Raw genomic sequence first — 15,790 nt, 5'->3', positions numbered from 1 at the left:
CAAATGTTTCTAAGGGAGGAATTGATGCTCAAAGTTACCGTCATGCCGCTTGGCCCGCTGGATACAAACTGCTACGTCGTGCACTCGGACCGTGAGGCCGTGGTCATCGACCCGGGAGGGGAGGCGCAGGAAATCCTGTCTTTTCTCGCTTCCGAAAAAGTGAGCCTGGCCGCGATTCTGAACACGCACCTGCATTTTGATCACATCCAGGGCAACGCGGACCTGGTCGCGGCCACGGGACTCCCGGTCATGGCCAGCGCCAAGGACGGATTTCTCCTTGAAACGGAGCTGGGCGGCGGCGGAATGATGGGCTTCCCGCGCACTCCGTCCTTTTCATTCACGCCGCTGGAGGAGGGCGAATTGCCCCTGCTCGGCACGACCTGCCGGGTGCTGGCCACCCCGGGGCATAGCCCGGGCAGTCTGTCCTTTTATTTTGAGGAGCTGGGCGCGGTTTTTGTCGGTGATCTGCTTTTTTACCGCTCCGTCGGACGGACCGATTTTCCCGGAAGCTCGGAGCGGGAACTGATCCGCTCCGTGCGCGCCAATATCTTCACCCTGCCCGAGGAGACCGTGGTGTATCCCGGTCACGGGCCCGAAACCACGGTCGGGCAGGAAAAACTCAACAATCCGTTTTTTACCGAATTCACCCGTTAGGAGTGGCCATGATCCCCGAAGGCGAACACGATTTCCGGGACAAGTGCTGACACGTGGGAGTGGATGCCAGTTGGCAGCTGCGTTTCAGCCGGACGGACAGGCAGGTTTTTTGGGTCAAGCCGAGCGTGGTGCCCCAGCTTGAGAACGCCCTTTATGTGGAAACCGATTGGACCCTCAGCCTGAGCGAAGTCGGCGAATTCGTACGGGCGGAGTTCGTTCGCAAGCCTCGCCCATGACTGAACCCCTTGTCATGTCCATGAGCCCCCGGGCGGGCGGGAACAGCGATCATGCCGCCGCTCTTTTCGCACGCAGTCTGGTCCGTCCGTCCCGGCCCGTTTTTCTGCGCGATCACCGGATGGAGCCCTGCACCGGATGTGGATGCTGCGCTGAGGACGGCCAGTGCAGGATTGGCGCGGACGGGGCGGAGGAACTTTTTTCGCGGCTTGACCACGCCTCCGGACTGGTCCTGACCGCGCCGGTCTATTTTTATCACCTGCCAAGTCAGGCCAAGGCCTGGATCGACCGTTCCCAGTCCAGATACATGGCCAGGCAAAGCGGTCTGCGTGCGCCTGGCGCCGAGCGTCTGGCCTACGTCGTGCTGGTAGCGGGGCGGACTCGGGGCGAGAATCTTTTCACGGGAATCATGCCGACCTTGCGTTATTTCTTGCAGATTTTTGATTATCGCATCGAAAAGGCCCTCTTTCTGCGCGGTCTGGATGGCGCCGACGACTTTTCCCGGGACCGCGCGGCCGAGAACGCCGTGCGCGACCTGGCCGGGTGCAGCGGATGGTAGGGGCGGGACTGGCGCGCGGTCTGGCCGCCGTGCTGCATGTGGCCGGTCGCCGCTGCCAATTTTGCGCGGCGGTGCTCGAACATGCAGGCGACTTTCCTCTGTGCCCAGCCTGCCGGGCGCTCCTTGCCCCGCGTGTCGGGGGCTACTGTCCCGACTGCGGAATCTGCTACGCGGACTCCTCAGCATCCGCATATTCATGCCTCGCCTGCCGTCTGGGCAAGCCGCCGTGGTCGGGAGTGGCTTTTCATGGGCCCTACTCCGGAGCCCTGCGCGATCTCATCCATCAATACAAGTTCAGTCACGATCACGGCCTGGGGCTGCTGCTGCGCGACCTGATCCGTCAAGCCTGGGACAGGCACCGTCTGCCCCGTCCCGACTGCGTCGTGCCCGTGCCCATGCTGCCCGCAAGGGTGCTTGACCGGGGCTTCAACCAGAGCGCCGAGCTGGCGCGCATGCTCGGCAAGGTCATCGGCATCGCTCCCCTTCTTCGCGGTCTGTGCAAGATCCGGGATACCAGGGCCCAGTCGAGCCTGGGCCGGGCCGAGAGGCATCGCAACGTCGCGGGCGCGTTCGAGGCGTCCATGGACCTGTCCGGCCGGCATGTTCTGCTCGTCGATGACGTCATGACCACGGGCGCGACCCTGACCGCCTGCGCCAAAGCCTGCCTTGCCGCCAAAGCGCGGCGGGTGGACATTTTTTTTCTGGGCAGGGCGGTATGAAGAACCTTTCCTTCAGGAATTTCGGGCATCCGAATCAGCGGCGGGTTCTGGGGCTGCTGGCGCTCATGTTGCTCGGGATCATCTTGCTGGGGATCAAGGAAGCCTATCGCTACCGGGTCATTTGGGAACATCAGTTGCTGATGAAGGCCGAACAGGCCCATCTGGATCTGGTCCAGACTTTTCGCGTCGAAATGAGCGCGGCCCGTCTGGGTTTTGACCGTCTGCCTCACGTCTCGGACCTGCCTGGTCTTTTCACGCTTGAATCCGCGATCGACCGGGCGCTCATGCGCTCGCGGGGAGCCTTGGTCGTGATGCACCAAGGCGGCCGGCTCGGCGGGGACGATCCGGACGGACAGGTCGCGGATCAGGGAATACATCTGGCCCGGCCCATGCCCCCGGAACTTTTGAGCGAAGCCTCGAAGCTCGTCCCCGTGGTACGGGAAATTTCGGATCACGGGCATTTCATGGTCCGCAACCTCCTGCATGCCCTGGATGGGGCGGAAGCGGAGGAGGCGGACACCGACATGGCGCCCATCCACGAACAGGCCGAGGCCTTGTTCGATCAGGCGGAGACGACGGCCGACATTCTTCAGCGCGACATCAGGGCCCGGATCGCCTTGGCCATCGACAACCATAAGGCCAATGCCGACAGGCTTCTGGTCATGACCTGTGGGTTGGTCATCGTCCTGCTGACGGGCATGGTCGCGCTGTGCCTACGCATCATGTTCTCCTTTGCGGACATGCTTAGATCCCGGGAAAAAGACGGCGCGGCCGTGGTGGAAGCCAACGCGGGCATGGAAAGGATTCTGGAGGCTCTTCCGGTGGGCATTGCCATTCTGGGCCAGGATCGGATCATCCGCCGGGTCAACCTTGCCGCGACCAACCTCCTCGATATAGAGCCTGGCTGGTTTTTCGAGCGCCGCGTCCCGTGGGACATGTTTTATGAAAAACCGCAAGGCAGTGATCCCGAACGGCAGCCCCGAGTCGAGTTCGAGCACGAGGTGCGCATGCGCGCCCTGGAGGGGCGGACTCTGGACGTGATCAAGAGTTCCATTCCGGTCATCCTGCAGGGCGAGACCCTTATTCTTGAAGTTTTCATGGACGTGACCCAGCGCAAGCAGGCCGAGCGCGAACTTCTGCAGGAAAAATCGCGCCTTGAGTCGCTTCTCTCGGGGATAAACGAGGGTGTCGCACTGACCGACGAGCAAGGAGGCGTGCTTGAGGTCAACGACAGCCTGTGTCGCATTCTGGGCATTGAAGCCGCCAGCCTTCTGGGGCGGAACGTCCGGGATCTCTTTCCTGACGGGATTCTCGGGACGCAAATGGCGCAGGGCTTGCGCGCCCTGCAGGAAGATCCTCGGTCCCGCCTGCGGGAAATCCAGCTGGAATCGTTCCGGGACATGGCCCTGGTGGTGCGCATGCAGCCTGTCCTTGGCGCGGAGGCTTTTGGCGGCATGATCGTCAGCGTCATCGAGGTTACCGAAATTGTCGATGCCCGGCGCAGGGCAGAAGCCGCTTCCCAGGCGAAAAGCATGTTTCTGGCCAACATGAGCCATGAAATCCGCACGCCCATGAATTCCATTCTCGGTCACGGGGAATTGCTTGCCAGGACACGGCTCGACCCCGAGCAGACGGACTGCGTGCAGGGAATCCGCGTCTGCGCCGAGAGTCTCCTGGTCATCATCAACGACATTCTTGATTTTTCCAAGATAGAGGCCGGAATGCTGCGCATCGTGTCCGAGGATGTCGAGCTGGGCGAGTTGCTTGCGCGTGTGCGGACCATGTTCAGCGATCAGGCGCAGAAAAAGGGGCTTGACCTGCGTCTGGTCACTTCCGGATTGCCACGGGTCGTGAGCACTGATTCCGGGCGACTGACGCAGATTCTGGTCAATCTGGTCGGCAACGCCATCAAGTTCACGGAACAGGGCGGTGTGGAGCTTTCCGTTCGCGGGAAGATTGGCGCGGGAGGAAAGGCCTCGCTTGGTTTTTCCGTGCGCGACACCGGGATCGGCATTTCTCCGGACCGGCAACAGGGCATATTCATTTCCTTTGAACAGGCGGATGGCTCCCTGACCCGCGAGTACGGCGGAACGGGCCTGGGCCTGACCATCGCCAACAGCCTGGTGCGCCTGCTGGGAGGTAGCGGCATCTCGGTGCAAAGCCGGGTCGGGCAGGGCAGCACTTTCGCCTTCACTCTGGACATGAACGTGTCCGCGGCCGCTCCTGCGCGGCAGCTTGCAGCCATTGACGCCGATGAGCGATCCTTCGGGCACGTCCGGGTCCTGGCGGCGGAGGACAATCCTTTCAACCGAAGTTTGCTGATTAAGATGCTGAACAGCCTGAACGTGAAGGATGTCCAGATGGTCGAGAACGGGCGTGAAGCGGTGGATGTCCTGGCGGCAGGGCAAATTTTCGACATAGTGCTTATGGACATCCAGATGCCGGTCATGGACGGCCTTGAGGCTACCAGGAAAATCAGGGCCATGGGGCTGGGCGTGCCGATCATCGCCCTGACTGCCCACGCCCTGGAGTCGGACCAACTCAAGAGCCTGGAGGCGGGCATGAACGGGCACCTCTCCAAGCCCTACAGCTTGCAGGATCTGGTCGAGACACTGGGAACCTGGTGTTCTTGAATTTTTTGTTGACGCTCATCAGGTTTCGTTTTATTTGCATCCTCCCTCTCGACAGCTGTCCTGCTCCGGACGGCTTTATAGCGTTATGAAAGTCTTGACGGGGCGTCTCGGAAGAGGTAGCCACGTCGTTCAATATTTTGGAGGACGCAAGATGTTTGCAATCGTGGAAACGGGCGGAAAGCAGTTTCGTGTGGAAGAAGGCCGCAGTCTGAAGGTAGCCAAGCTTGACGTGCAGGCCGGTTCAGAGCTCACTCTGGACAAGATCCTGCTTGTCGGAACAGGCGCCGATGTCAAGATCGGCCAGCCTTTCGTCGACGGCGCAGCCGTACAGTGCGAAGTGGTTGAGCATGGTCGTGACAAGAAGATCATCATTTTCAAAAAGAAACGCCGCAAGGATTATCGTAGAACCCAGGGTCACCGTCAGGATTATACAACCCTGAAAGTGAAATCCATTCAGGCCTAGTGTCGGGAGGAAATAATGGCTCATAAAAAAGCAGGTGGTAGTTCACGCAACGGGCGCGACAGTGCCGGTCAGCGACTTGGCGTGAAAAAGTTCGGTGGCCAGACGGTTTTGGCGGGCAACATTCTTGTGCGTCAGCATGGCACCAAGGTTCATCCCGGCGTTAACGTTGGCGTGGGCAAGGATTTCACTCTTTTCGCTCTGATCGACGGAGTCGTGAAGTTTGAGAAGTATACCCGCAAGAACAAGGTCAAGACCAGGGTCAATATCGTTCCTGCTGTCTAGGCTTTGTCCAGCACAAGCCTTTTTCAAGCCGCTTCAAGAGAGTGCTCTTGGGCGGCTTTTTTTGCTGTCCGGCGGTCTTGCGCCCCGGACTTGGAGAGAACATGAGATTTGTAGATGAGGCCAAGATCATCATCCGTTCCGGAAGCGGTGGTCAGGGCAGTGTTTCGTTCCGCCGGGAAAAATATGTGCCTCGGGGTGGTCCCGACGGAGGGGACGGGGGCAAGGGCGGCGACGTGATCATGCGCGCCAACAACAACCTGTTGACCCTTTACGATTATCGCCACGCTTCCTTCCAGGAAGCCGAAAGCGGGCGGCCCGGTGGCGGGCGGCTGTGCTACGGTCGCGCCGGCGAAGACAAGATCGTCGAGGTGCCCGTGGGTACCCAGGTTTTCGAGGAAGTGGACGGCCAGGAGCGGCTGATCGCCGACTTCACCAAGGACGGCCAGGAGATCGTCGTGGCCGAAGGCGGGCGTGGCGGCAAGGGCAATGCGCATTTCAAGTCGTCCGTCATGCAGGTGCCACGTTTTGCGCAGCCTGGAGAACCGGGCGTGGAAAAATACATTCGCCTCGAACTCAAGGTATTTGCCGATGTCGGCCTCCTGGGGTTGCCCAACGCGGGCAAGTCCACCCTCATTTCCCGCATCTCCGCGGCCCGGCCGAAAATCGCGGCTTACCCCTTCACCACGCTGGCACCCAACTTGGGAGTGGTCATCGACGAGCATGAGCGCAAGCTTGTCGTGGCTGACATTCCCGGCCTCATCGAAGGCGCCCATACGGGGCAGGGTCTGGGGCACACCTTTTTGCGCCACGTGGAGCGGTCCCGTTTTCTGGTTCATATCCTGAGCATCGAAGACGTGAACGTGGAAGATCCATTGTCCGGGTTCCACATACTTGACGACGAGTTGCGCATGTTCGATCCGGCGCTTGGCGAGAAGCCTCAGATTCGTGTCATCAACAAGATCGACCTGGTTGACGAGGCGCGTTTGGCCGAGGTGCGGGCAGCTTTTGACCAGCTTGGGCTCAAAGTGTACTTCATGTCGGCGTTGGACGAAACCGGAGTGGACGTGGTGCTGGATGCCATGTGGAATCTGCATCTGCAGACCGTCAAGGATGAAACCGAACATGGAACTATCGACTGATTGGCGCGAACAGCGCCGCCGGATTCTGGAGAAGGCCAAACGGGTCATCATCAAGATTGGCAGCGCCGTGTTGACTACGGAAAAGGGTCTTGACCCGCGCGTGGTGAACCGTTTGGCCGATCAGATCGCGGGGCTTCATGACCGGGGGCTCGAAATAGTCCTTGTGACCTCTGGCGCCGTTGCCGCGGGCCGCTGCGTGCTTGGCGCGGACAAGGCCGCCGGGTGCATGGTCCACAAGCAGGCCGCCTCGGCCGTGGGCCAGAGCCGCCTCATGCACAGCTATGACGAAGCTTTTGCCCATTATGAGAAGATCACCGCTCAGGTCCTCTTGACCAAGGACGATCTGCGCAGCCGGGAGCGATTTCTGAACGCTCGCAACACAATGTGCCGGTTGCTTGACTGGAAGGTCATCCCCATCGTCAATGAGAATGACACGGTGGCCGTGCAGGAACTCAAATTCGGCGACAACGACGCCCTCTCGTCCATGGTCGCCAACCTGGTCGGGGCCGATGTGATCATCAACCTGACCTCTGCCGACGGTGTCTTCGACGACAATCCGCTGGAAAATCCCGACGCCCGCTTTGTGCCGATCATCGAAAACATTTCCGAGCTCAATCTGCAGTCCATGTGCCGGGGCAAGACCGGGGCCGGGACCGGTGGGATGCTCAGCAAGCTCATGGCCGCTCGCCGTGCCGCCACCATCGGCGTCCCGACGCTTATTGTTTCGGGTCGGCAGAAGCACGTGCTGGAGCGGGTGTTCGATCTGGAAGACCTGGGCACCTGGATCGCGCCGACGCAGAAGATGCTCTCGGGCCGCAAGTTCTGGCTGGCCTACCACCTGGACCCGGCCGGGACCATCGTGGTTGACGACGGGGCCGCGCGGGCGCTGACGGGCAAGGGCAAGAGCCTTCTGGCCGCAGGCATAGCCGGGGTGGAAGGCAACTTCGGCATGGGCGCCCTGGTCAGGATAGTGGGTCTTGATGGCGGCGCAGTGGGCGTGGGCCTCACGAACTTCAAGGCCGTGGAGTTGCGCAAGATCCAGGGCCTGAGCAGCTCCGAAATCGAAAAGATCCTGGGGCCCTGTCCGCATCAGGAGGTTGTGCACCGCGATAACATGGTGCTCGACAGTTCGCTCTGAAGAAAAAGACGAAGCGCCGCCGCGCTCCGGGAGAGAAGGCTTCTGCATGTTGCATGCACGAAGCCTTTTTTTGCGCGCGTCGGGCTCCCTGCGCTCCGTGCCAGTCGGTGCCGGTCCGTGTCAGTCCCTCTGTTCAGGTCCTGCGGGACAGTTTTGAGCAGGGCGGCTCAGGATCTGAAAAGGTGAAACACGAATAGGCGCCCGCTACCAATGGTTACGGTGACCCGGTTTTCCACAAAGACGTTGCTCATGCCCCAACTTGTGCCGAAGGTGAGTGTGGCGTCATGGAGCGGGTATTCAAGCCCCGTCAGGCTGACCCCGCGCGCCTCGGGCGTGGCGGGGAGCAGGGACAGGGTGTCGCCAACGGCGCCATCCAGGGTCAGGGTCTGGTCCGTCAGGTGAATGCATTGCTCCTGGTCCATGATGCAGGCCGGAATTCCGCCCGGCAGGCAGCGGGCCAGAAGAAAGAGATTGCCCAGGGTATGGTCGAGCCTGCCTCCGGTCCCGCCCAATATCGAGATGCGCTTGGCGCCTCTCTCCAGAGCCAGTTCCAGGGCCAGTTCGAGATCCGTGGCGTCTTTTTTGGGAGGATGGAGATGCAGCTCCACTCCCGTGTCCCTGTATCGGGCGAGCAGGTCGGCGGGGATGGAGTCCATGTCGCCGACGGCCAGGTGGGGCAATCGGTCCAGCGCGTGCAGATGCCTGCTGCCGCCATCGACTCCGATCAGCCTCTCGGCGGAAGAGATGAACTGGCGGATTGCGGGTGAGAGAGCGAGCGGCCCGTTGGCCATGAGAACCCAGTGCATTGTGCCTCCACGATCGAAAAGTGGCGTTCTTGCTGTTTCGGGCGCGTCCCGATACGAAGCCCCTAGTTAATCATGCGTGCCGAACAAGGCAAGGCGCCGGATGGGCTGCCTTGGCGCGTTTTGGCGCCTTCTCTGTTCCGACAACTGGAAAGGAGCGATCCATGTTCGATTCCTCTGTCTACGCGGCCCGCCGTGCGGCGCTGGCCCGACTCGTAAGAAGCGGCTGCATTCTGCTGCCCGGAAATGATTTCATCGGCATGAACTATCGCGCCAACACGTTTCCCTTTCATCAGGATGGCTCTTTCCTATATTTCACGGGGCTTGATAGGCCTGGGCATTGCCTGTGGCTGGACTGCGAGAGCGGCGAGGAGATCCTTTTTGGTCCCGAGCCTGGCATTGAACAAACCATCTGGAGCGGAGCGGCTCCTTCTCTTTCGGAACTGGCGGATCTTTCAGGCATCGCCGTGAGCAAGGCCATGCACGAACTGGCGGATACCGTCAGGCTGGCAAAAGGTCAGGGGCGCAGCATTCATTATTCCCCAACCTATCAAGGCGAGTCGGCCCTGCTTTTGTCTAGCGTCCTGGGCATCCCGCCTCTGGAGCTTGAAGCCGGTTTTTCGAGCATCCTTGTGCAGGGCATCGTGGAATTGCGTAGCGTCAAGAGCGCTGCCGAAGTGACGCAAATCCGCCAGGCCATCGCGATTTCCGCTGAACTTTACGACAGCCTCATGCAATCCTGCGTTCCAGGCGCCAGGGAGATGGAACTGTATGGCCGCTCTCAAGGGCTGATTTTTTCGCATGGCAGCCGAGAAGCATTTCCCATGATCCTGTCCCGGCGCGGGGAGGTGCTGCACAATCACACTCACGATCAGATTCTGCGCGACGGCGATCTGCTGCTGGTCGATTCCGGGGTGGTTTCGCCCTTGGGGTATGCCTCGGATATTACACGCACCCTGCCTGTTGGCGGGAGTTTTTCCAGCCGGCAAAAGGACATTTACGAGATTGTGCTCGAAGCGCTGGTTGCCGGGACCTTGAACATGGCTCCGGGCGTCCCCTTTGTGGAATGTCACCTTGCTGCGGCAAGGGTCGTGGCCAGGGGCCTGACGGACCTTGGGCTCATGCTGGGCGATCCGCTTGAAGCCGTGGACCGGGGCGCGCACGCACTCTTTTTTCCGCATGGGCTCGGGCACATGCTGGGGCTCGACGTCCATGATATGGAGGCGCTGGGTGAGGATTTCGTGGGGTATGACCATGAGTTCAAGCGTGCGGCCCAGTTTGGACTGTCTGGATTGCGCATGGCCCGCAGGCTCAGGCCCGGATTTGTCATGACCGTGGAACCCGGCATCTATTTCATCCCAGCTCTCATCAGACAATGGCGGGAGCAGCGGCGGCTTGAAGAGTTCATCAATTACGAGGCGCTGGATGCCTATCTGGATTTTGGCGGCATTCGCATAGAGGACGACGTGCTCGTAACCGAAGATGGCAGGGATGTCTTGAGCAAGGACATTCCCAAAAGCGTGGACGATATTTGCAGGCGAATGGGAAAGGCGTCGTGAGAAAGATCAGCCTGCACGGCGGACACAGCGGGCAATACTGCGATCACGCCCGCGACACACTGGCGGATATCGTGGCGGCCTACCATGAAGCCGGCTTTGAGTGCATCGGCCTTACCGAGCACATGCCGCCTTTTGGCGACGCCGGACTGTATCCCGATGAAATCGAATTGGGCAGAACGGCGGGCTGGATGGAGGCTCGGTTTGCCCTGTATGTGGCCGAAGCCAGATCCCTTGCGCGTGCTTACCAGGATCGGATGCGGATTCTGGTGGGCATGGAGACTGAATGGTATCCGGGTTGCGCAATGTGGGTGAGAGAACTGCGCCAGTATCACGCGCTTGATTACGTGGTGGGCTCGGTCCACCACGTTCAGGGTGCTTGTTTTGATTTTTCCAAGGAAGCCTACGACACGGTAGCCACACTGTGTGGCGGAACCAGCCGGATGTATTCGGCCTATTTCGACGAGCAGTATGATATGTTGCGGGAGATCAAACCGGAGGTTGTGGGGCACTTCGATCTCATCCGGCTCCACGATCCTGACTATTTGCAAACCATTGCGGAGCCGGAGGTCTGGAAACGGATCCTGCGCAATCTGGAATGGATTCGAGGAGCCGGCGCCATCCTTGATATTAACGCGCGGGCCCTGCTGAAAGGCCAGCTCGAACCTTACGTGTGCGCGCCGATCCTGGACGCTGCAGCAAAACTTGAGATTGGCGCAGCCTACGGAGACGACGCTCATGGGGTGGCGGATGTTGGGTACAGGTTTGGGCAGGTAGAAAAATTGCTTTCAGTGCGAAAGATGCAAGGACCGGAGGCTTCAAGCGCCCTGATTTTAGGGAGTCTTTGCGGCTGAGTTCTTCCATGCACGCCAAAGAAGCCTGCTGGAATAGGCCAGGCCGCTGCCGACCATGACGTAGAGGCCGGTCTTTATTCCCGCTTCGATGGGCAGGACGCTCAAGGTCCGTCCGAATATGATCATGACCGCGATAAGCATCCAGTTCCGAACGGAAAAAAGCCCTCCCAAGCAAGACCGCGTGGGTTTGGCTCCGATGTGCAGAATAATCCTGTCGGCTATTCGGTCCAGGATGAATCTGCCTTTTACCATCCCGAGAATCAGTCCGACCAACACTGCGGCCAGAACGATTCCCCTAGAGCCTTCCCGAAAAAGATAAACGCTTTTGACGGAAAGAAAAACGCCTGTCGCAGACCACGCGAGAGCTGCGGTGAGCAAGCGCGTGCCAGGGTAGGCGCGGGGGGTGACGCGGTCAAGGAAGTGGGGGGGCATGGGGACTCCTTGCGTGCCCAACTCTAGAAAGCCTGTAAGTGAAAGTCAAACGCAGGGCCTTTTGGCCCCGCGTATTAATCTGTTACTTTACGCCAAAAAAGTGGCCCAGAGCGAACGCTTATTGGCGTTTCAACGTCGATTGTAAGAATTGCGCCAGTGCTTGTCTGGACAAATGCCGTAGTTCCATCTTCGCCTACATGAAGCGTTGGTGTAAAAGCAAGTCCACGTCCTAGCGGAATAGAAGTGTTTAAAATATCACCAGTTGCACCAAGAATTGGGCTATAGAATGCTGTTCCTGTTTTGTAGTGAACGGCCCAAAGACTGCTAATGGCATCGAAAGCATCGCAGACATCACTTGTTGGCGTGTTGCTTGAGAAAATAACAGATCCGCTAAGAACAGCAGGCTGCCCTAATACACGTTCGCGATCTGCATCAAAGTCAATTTTCCATCCTGATGAACTATCGATGCTGGCTAAAAGGTTTTTCCAGTGTCCATTTGGCCATGCTCCGGTCATCTCTGTTCCGTCTTGCGAATACTTTATGCAGTTAATATTAGTTGTCTCTCCGCATGCACTGTTGTTAGCTACAACATTAGAGCTGTTGAAAAGGCTCGCTGTAGATACTGTAGTAAGGGTCATTTTTTTTGAAGTGGAGTCAATTGGTTCTTTGATGCCGTAGAAAGACATTTTTGAAGGCTGAGGGATATCCTGCAAATTGAAGAGGCGGCCCGCGCCAAAATATACCCATATCCGTCCGACGTCATCTTTGGCCACGCTAGCAGCCGATGTAATAGGCTTGCCAGTGTCAATAAGAGTAGAAATGCTATCCCACCCCGTTGTGCTGTCGTTGTTGGTGTTAAACCGATACATTTTTCCAGCTGGAGCCGCCAGAGTACCAGCCGTGGTGCCAAAATAAACCAAGTCCGTCCTGAATTCCTTGGTAGAGGGGAATGGTCCGATATCGAGGTCCACAGCTATGGGGTCAAAAATGAAGGAGTTTGGTTCTGTGAGTCCATACGGATCGCCACTTGCCGACAACGTCCCTGTTCCGTTTACGGTGAGGAGTTCTTTGTCAGCGACGAGAGCTTTAAGGTCTAGGACAAAGAGTCGGCCATTCTGATCGCTTGTTTCCAGGCCAAATTTAGTGCGTGATGCTTTGCCAGACGAATCTGCCGGACCGGAACCGAAAACAAGATACCATTGGTTTTCCGTTGCTGAAGAGGTATTTCGCTGTGTCATAGGCATAACCGTTGGGTAACAGGTCGTGAACCCCTGTCCTGGCAGAGCGATTTCTGCTAACAGTTTAGGAGGTTGTTCTGGGTCCGTAATGTCCATGATGACGTAAGCAGAAGACATGGAGCGGTCGGCAGTTCCGTCCTTGGTGATATCAACTCCGATCTCGGCCCCACCAAGCCGCATGCCGGCAACAAGTATAGTTCCCCAGCCATTCGGGTATGTGTTTGGATCTTGAGATACTTGGCTGGTTGTGTCATCGAAGAACACTCGCGCGTCAAAGACACGTGGTTTGAGGTCCATGTACGCCGCATGTTGATTTTGACCGTACTCGGGATGCATAAGCCATTTCAAATGAGGTAGAAGATTGAAGGGTATGTAGCCCCATGCTTCCATTCCCAGTGGCCAGTCGTGCTCACCGTTAGGGGAGGTCAGAAATGTTTTTTGAGTGCTATTGTAAAAGCCCGCGTTGAAAGCATGAAGCATTCCGTCGTTTGCGCCAACATAGACCATTTGTCTTCTATTTTTATATTTATTGACGAACCCTTCATATGTTTTGTCTTTGTAGATCATGTGATAGTTTTCGGCGGGTCTGCCGACAACAGTTGGGGATGAGTAAATAATGTCGCCCAAGCGCCATGTCTTGCCGCCGAAGGCTCTGCTTCGGGTAAAATCATCTACGCTTCCGATGGTTGCATCACCGACATCCAAGCCTCGAATGAAGTTTATCTGTCGTTCCGACAGGTTTTTAAGTTGTGTATCAGTAAGACTAGCGGGAGGGGCAACCGCGCCCGAAGTGTTTTCGTAAAGTGTCAAATAGCTACAGAAGTTGTTTGGGTCTTTGCAGTCGGTGTCCGTATATGTAAAAGGTATATCTTCGCCTGTGTCCGACACCATGTTGTTATTTTTATCTACAAAAGTAAAAATATATCTTGAAGACGTTGTTCCGTAGTCACGATTTGATTGTATCATGCTGTCGTTGATGTCGTTTAGCCAGTCTTTCGAAGACCACAATAACTTTATTTGATTTATATTGAGCCCCTTAGTCTCAGCCGTTCCATTTGCCTCATAACGTGTGATATATTCTGTAGCGTCAGCTTTGGTAAATCGTATTATTTTGTCATAATCGACTTGATCTGGATCTGTATCGAGTTTCTTGTTGCTGGTTGTGTCTTCGCGCATGTTGCCTTGCGAGTCTACTAGCAAACCGTGTAGTTGTCCGCCCCATGCCGGACCAAGCGCGGCATTTGCTGCTGGTTGAAAAAAGATAGCTTGATATACTGCGCCCTCTCCTTCACCAGAAGTTGGAGGCAAAGAAGCAGAGGTTCCAGATGCAACTCCGGCTGTGGCAATTGCAAGGGCTTGAGTAACCGCAGCTTCAAGTTCTTCGCCCGATGCAGCTTGGAAAAAATTCTCCGGAGATGCGAAGTCCGCTTCTTCTAAATCCGCGACCGTGTAAAGACCGTCTTTGTTTTTGTCTGCAAAAGAACCGAATTGAGTGGCACGTTTAAGTAGTTCCGCTCCCGTTGTTTCGCCAAATGAAGCAAAAATAGTAAATAAATTAACACGTTGAGTCGCTGGTAACTCAGGGTCTGATCGGAGGTCTGTAGTTCGTGCCCACCAAGCTACATCTTGCAGTTTATCCTCCCCTAGGCTTTTTCTGAAAGGAGAGGGGGCAATCTTGGGGGAGGTGACCTCGTTATCAACGCTAGCTTCGCCGTCTGTAATCATTATTACTGTTTGTTGCGTGCATGGAACTAGCTTATCATATTCTGAAAAATAAAATGGATCACCTTTATTCCCTAATGTGGGAGAATAGCTTTCTTCTCGGTACCTTGGTCCAGAGTTGCTTGCGGGAGATCCGTTCTGTCTAATATATCCACAGATTGTCCATAGCGATTCGGCAAGAGGTGTACCGCCATTTGGGTCGATAGCCGCAAGTTTTGTTTTGAGTTGTTCAAGTTCTGCAGGTGTCTCCGAAACATACGATAGAATATTTGCGCCATTGTTTCCAGAGCTTACAGGGTGGTATTGGAATAATGACAATCGTGCCTTGGAGGCAAATTTGTCTAGCACTCCTGTTTCTTGAGGTGCTTTTAGTCGAAGAGTGTAAGAGTTTTTATGGTAATAGCTATTGTAGCTTAATTCGCGAGTAACATATAATATGGTTGGCTCTGTACTAGAAGATGCTTGTTGGTAAAAATATGAATACGCACTTGATCTTTTGTTCGTGTCGTGCGCAGATAGTGGTGTCATGTAATTTAAATTTCCATTAAGGTCAGTTACTTTATATCTATCGTCGTAAAGCACCCATGTATAGTTGCTCCACGAGTTAACTGAAGTTAAAGAATACAGTCCGCGTATTTTGTCGTAGTTCCCTCCAATCATGACTTTTTTTGCGATATCGTCTCGGTGCATTGTTAGCCAGTTCAGGAAGTTACCGTTCCACAGATCCCCGGATGTAGCTTCAATAAAGTATGGAGCAGATGGTTCAGATGTGGTATATCTATAATATTTTTTTGGATTAAAATATCCATAATATTGGTATGAAGGGTTGAAGTTGCTGTATACGACGTTTTTCCCGCCATAAGCTCGGAACTCCATGCTTCCCGAACTGTCAAATAGTATGTGAACTGTTGGTTTTTCGTCCTTTGTCAAAAAAGGGGGGATCCAGTTGAAGTCAGTGGCCACGTATGAGAACGCATATGTCGCGTAAAAAAACAGTGCAATAAGTAAAAAAATATTAGTTACAAGGAATTTGCGCTTCACGGACATAGTAACCTCCTTCGACTGACATATTTTTATCGCAGCTGATACTAGTTACTGGGTATCCTGAGAATCTGCTAGGGATCGGGATTTTGAATATTTCTTCGTCACAGCCATAAATTATTGTATTTTCGAGCAGAGGAATCTGTCGGTCCTCTGCGCTGCTGGTGACAAACCATTTCCCGTTTTCGTGCAATAAGTATCCGTCTGTAAAGCAAACATATTCTGTTTTTACAAATTGTAGATGTTGCTGAGCATAAGCAGGTGCTGATAATATTAAAAATAAGCTTATGATGAGACCCTTTGAAAAAAACATACAGATTCTC

At 56.0% G+C, this 15,790-nt stretch carries 15 protein-coding genes; 11 read left to right on the top strand and 4 right to left on the bottom strand.

Features of this window, described 5'->3' with window-relative positions; genetic code table 11:
• Nucleotides 1-24 precede the first annotated feature (24 nt).
• The 9 genes from H4684_RS06170 (at nt 25) to proB (ending at nt 7,821) form a co-directional block, all read left to right on the top strand.
• Complete coding sequence (locus H4684_RS06170; RefSeq protein WP_092193370.1) at nt 25-654, top strand: MBL fold metallo-hydrolase; 630 nt, start codon at nt 25-27, stop codon at nt 652-654.
• 59 nt (nt 655-713) lie between these two features.
• A complete protein-coding gene (locus H4684_RS06165; RefSeq protein WP_192623193.1) occupies nt 714-890 on the top strand; it encodes a hypothetical protein in 177 nt (58 codons plus the stop codon).
• Nucleotides 887-1,447 carry a flavodoxin family protein gene (locus H4684_RS06160; protein WP_192623192.1) on the top strand — a complete coding sequence of 187 codons (561 nt, stop codon included), beginning with the start codon at nt 887-889 and terminating at the stop codon, nt 1,445-1,447. The genes H4684_RS06165 and H4684_RS06160 overlap by 4 nt, the downstream gene beginning before the upstream one ends.
• Nucleotides 1,441-2,166: a ComF family protein gene (locus H4684_RS06155; protein ID WP_092193376.1), complete on the top strand. Its 726-nt coding sequence runs from the start codon at nt 1,441-1,443 to the stop codon at nt 2,164-2,166. The genes H4684_RS06160 and H4684_RS06155 overlap by 7 nt, the downstream gene beginning before the upstream one ends.
• Nucleotides 2,163-4,799 carry a hybrid sensor histidine kinase/response regulator gene (locus H4684_RS06150; RefSeq protein WP_192623191.1) on the top strand — a complete coding sequence of 879 codons (2,637 nt, stop codon included), beginning with the start codon at nt 2,163-2,165 and terminating at the stop codon, nt 4,797-4,799. The genes H4684_RS06155 and H4684_RS06150 overlap by 4 nt, the downstream gene beginning before the upstream one ends.
• A gap of 151 nt (nt 4,800-4,950) precedes the next feature.
• Nucleotides 4,951-5,262 (top strand): 50S ribosomal protein L21, encoded by a 312-nt coding sequence (rplU, locus tag H4684_RS06145; RefSeq protein WP_015775576.1) that lies wholly within the window; start codon nt 4,951-4,953, stop codon nt 5,260-5,262.
• 15 nt (nt 5,263-5,277) lie between these two features.
• Nucleotides 5,278-5,544 carry a 50S ribosomal protein L27 gene (gene rpmA, locus H4684_RS06140; protein ID WP_015775577.1) on the top strand — a complete coding sequence of 89 codons (267 nt, stop codon included), beginning with the start codon at nt 5,278-5,280 and terminating at the stop codon, nt 5,542-5,544.
• A gap of 101 nt (nt 5,545-5,645) precedes the next feature.
• Nucleotides 5,646-6,683 carry a GTPase ObgE gene (obgE, locus tag H4684_RS06135; RefSeq protein ID WP_092193442.1) on the top strand — a complete coding sequence of 346 codons (1,038 nt, stop codon included), beginning with the start codon at nt 5,646-5,648 and terminating at the stop codon, nt 6,681-6,683.
• A complete protein-coding gene (proB, locus tag H4684_RS06130; RefSeq protein WP_192623190.1) occupies nt 6,667-7,821 on the top strand; it encodes a glutamate 5-kinase in 1,155 nt (384 codons plus the stop codon). Before obgE ends, proB begins: the two co-directional genes overlap by 17 nt.
• A 167-nt stretch (nt 7,822-7,988) precedes the next feature.
• Here proB and H4684_RS06125 read toward each other — a convergent pair whose 3' ends face one another.
• On the bottom strand, nt 7,989-8,627 hold the full coding sequence (locus H4684_RS06125; RefSeq protein WP_192623189.1) for a thiamine diphosphokinase: 639 nt from the start codon (nt 8,625-8,627) through the stop codon (nt 7,989-7,991).
• 161 nt (nt 8,628-8,788) lie between these two features.
• Here H4684_RS06125 and H4684_RS06120 point away from each other — a divergent pair, with 161 nt between their 5' ends.
• Both H4684_RS06120 and H4684_RS06115 read left to right on the top strand, forming a co-directional pair.
• Complete coding sequence (locus H4684_RS06120; protein ID WP_192623188.1) at nt 8,789-10,183, top strand: aminopeptidase P family protein; 1,395 nt, start codon at nt 8,789-8,791, stop codon at nt 10,181-10,183.
• Nucleotides 10,180-11,034 carry a histidinol-phosphatase gene (locus H4684_RS06115; RefSeq protein WP_192623187.1) on the top strand — a complete coding sequence of 285 codons (855 nt, stop codon included), beginning with the start codon at nt 10,180-10,182 and terminating at the stop codon, nt 11,032-11,034. Before H4684_RS06120 ends, H4684_RS06115 begins: the two co-directional genes overlap by 4 nt.
• Here the strand turns inward: H4684_RS06115 and H4684_RS06110 are convergent.
• From H4684_RS06110 to H4684_RS06100, 3 genes are all read right to left on the bottom strand, one after another.
• Nucleotides 11,014-11,466: a hypothetical protein gene (locus tag H4684_RS06110; RefSeq protein WP_192623186.1), complete on the bottom strand. Its 453-nt coding sequence runs from the start codon at nt 11,464-11,466 to the stop codon at nt 11,014-11,016. The two genes, H4684_RS06115 and H4684_RS06110, sit on opposite strands and share 21 nt — an antisense overlap.
• Before the next feature lie 74 nt (nt 11,467-11,540).
• Nucleotides 11,541-15,473, bottom strand: a complete 3,933-nt coding sequence (locus H4684_RS06105; RefSeq protein ID WP_192623185.1) for a pilus assembly protein — start codon at nt 15,471-15,473, stop codon at nt 11,541-11,543.
• Nucleotides 15,442-15,780: a hypothetical protein gene (locus H4684_RS06100; RefSeq protein ID WP_192623184.1), complete on the bottom strand. Its 339-nt coding sequence runs from the start codon at nt 15,778-15,780 to the stop codon at nt 15,442-15,444. The genes H4684_RS06105 and H4684_RS06100 overlap by 32 nt, the downstream gene beginning before the upstream one ends.
• Nucleotides 15,781-15,790: the final 10 nt, after the last annotated feature.

It is taken from the genome of Desulfomicrobium macestii, assembly GCF_014873765.1.
In the GTDB taxonomy this organism is placed as follows: Bacteria; Desulfobacterota; Desulfovibrionia; order Desulfovibrionales; family Desulfomicrobiaceae; genus Desulfomicrobium; species Desulfomicrobium macestii.
The sequence above is the reverse complement of the archived record's forward strand: the minus strand, read 5'-3'. Positions and strand labels throughout refer to the sequence as shown.

Bases quoted from the DNA above. Each gene is read 5' to 3' on its own strand.
- H4684_RS06170 (WP_092193370.1), top strand. From the start codon at position 25: ATGCTCAAAGTTACCGTCATGCCGCTTGGCCCGCTGGATACAAACTGC.
- H4684_RS06160 (WP_192623192.1), top strand. From the start codon at position 887: ATGACTGAACCCCTTGTCATGTCCATGAGCCCCCGGGCGGGCGGGAAC.
- H4684_RS06155 (WP_092193376.1), top strand. From the start codon at position 1,441: ATGGTAGGGGCGGGACTGGCGCGCGGTCTGGCCGCCGTGCTGCATGTG.
- H4684_RS06150 (WP_192623191.1), top strand. From the start codon at position 2,163: ATGAAGAACCTTTCCTTCAGGAATTTCGGGCATCCGAATCAGCGGCGG.
- rplU (WP_015775576.1), top strand. From the start codon at position 4,951: ATGTTTGCAATCGTGGAAACGGGCGGAAAGCAGTTTCGTGTGGAAGAA.
- rpmA (WP_015775577.1), top strand. From the start codon at position 5,278: ATGGCTCATAAAAAAGCAGGTGGTAGTTCACGCAACGGGCGCGACAGT.
- obgE (WP_092193442.1), top strand. From the start codon at position 5,646: ATGAGATTTGTAGATGAGGCCAAGATCATCATCCGTTCCGGAAGCGGT.
- proB (WP_192623190.1), top strand. From the start codon at position 6,667: ATGGAACTATCGACTGATTGGCGCGAACAGCGCCGCCGGATTCTGGAG.
- H4684_RS06125 (WP_192623189.1), bottom strand. From the start codon at position 8,627: ATGCACTGGGTTCTCATGGCCAACGGGCCGCTCGCTCTCTCACCCGCA.
- H4684_RS06120 (WP_192623188.1), top strand. From the start codon at position 8,789: ATGTTCGATTCCTCTGTCTACGCGGCCCGCCGTGCGGCGCTGGCCCGA.
- H4684_RS06110 (WP_192623186.1), bottom strand. From the start codon at position 11,466: ATGCCCCCCCACTTCCTTGACCGCGTCACCCCCCGCGCCTACCCTGGC.
- H4684_RS06105 (WP_192623185.1), bottom strand. From the start codon at position 15,473: ATGTCCGTGAAGCGCAAATTCCTTGTAACTAATATTTTTTTACTTATT.
- H4684_RS06100 (WP_192623184.1), bottom strand. From the start codon at position 15,780: ATGTTTTTTTCAAAGGGTCTCATCATAAGCTTATTTTTAATATTATCA.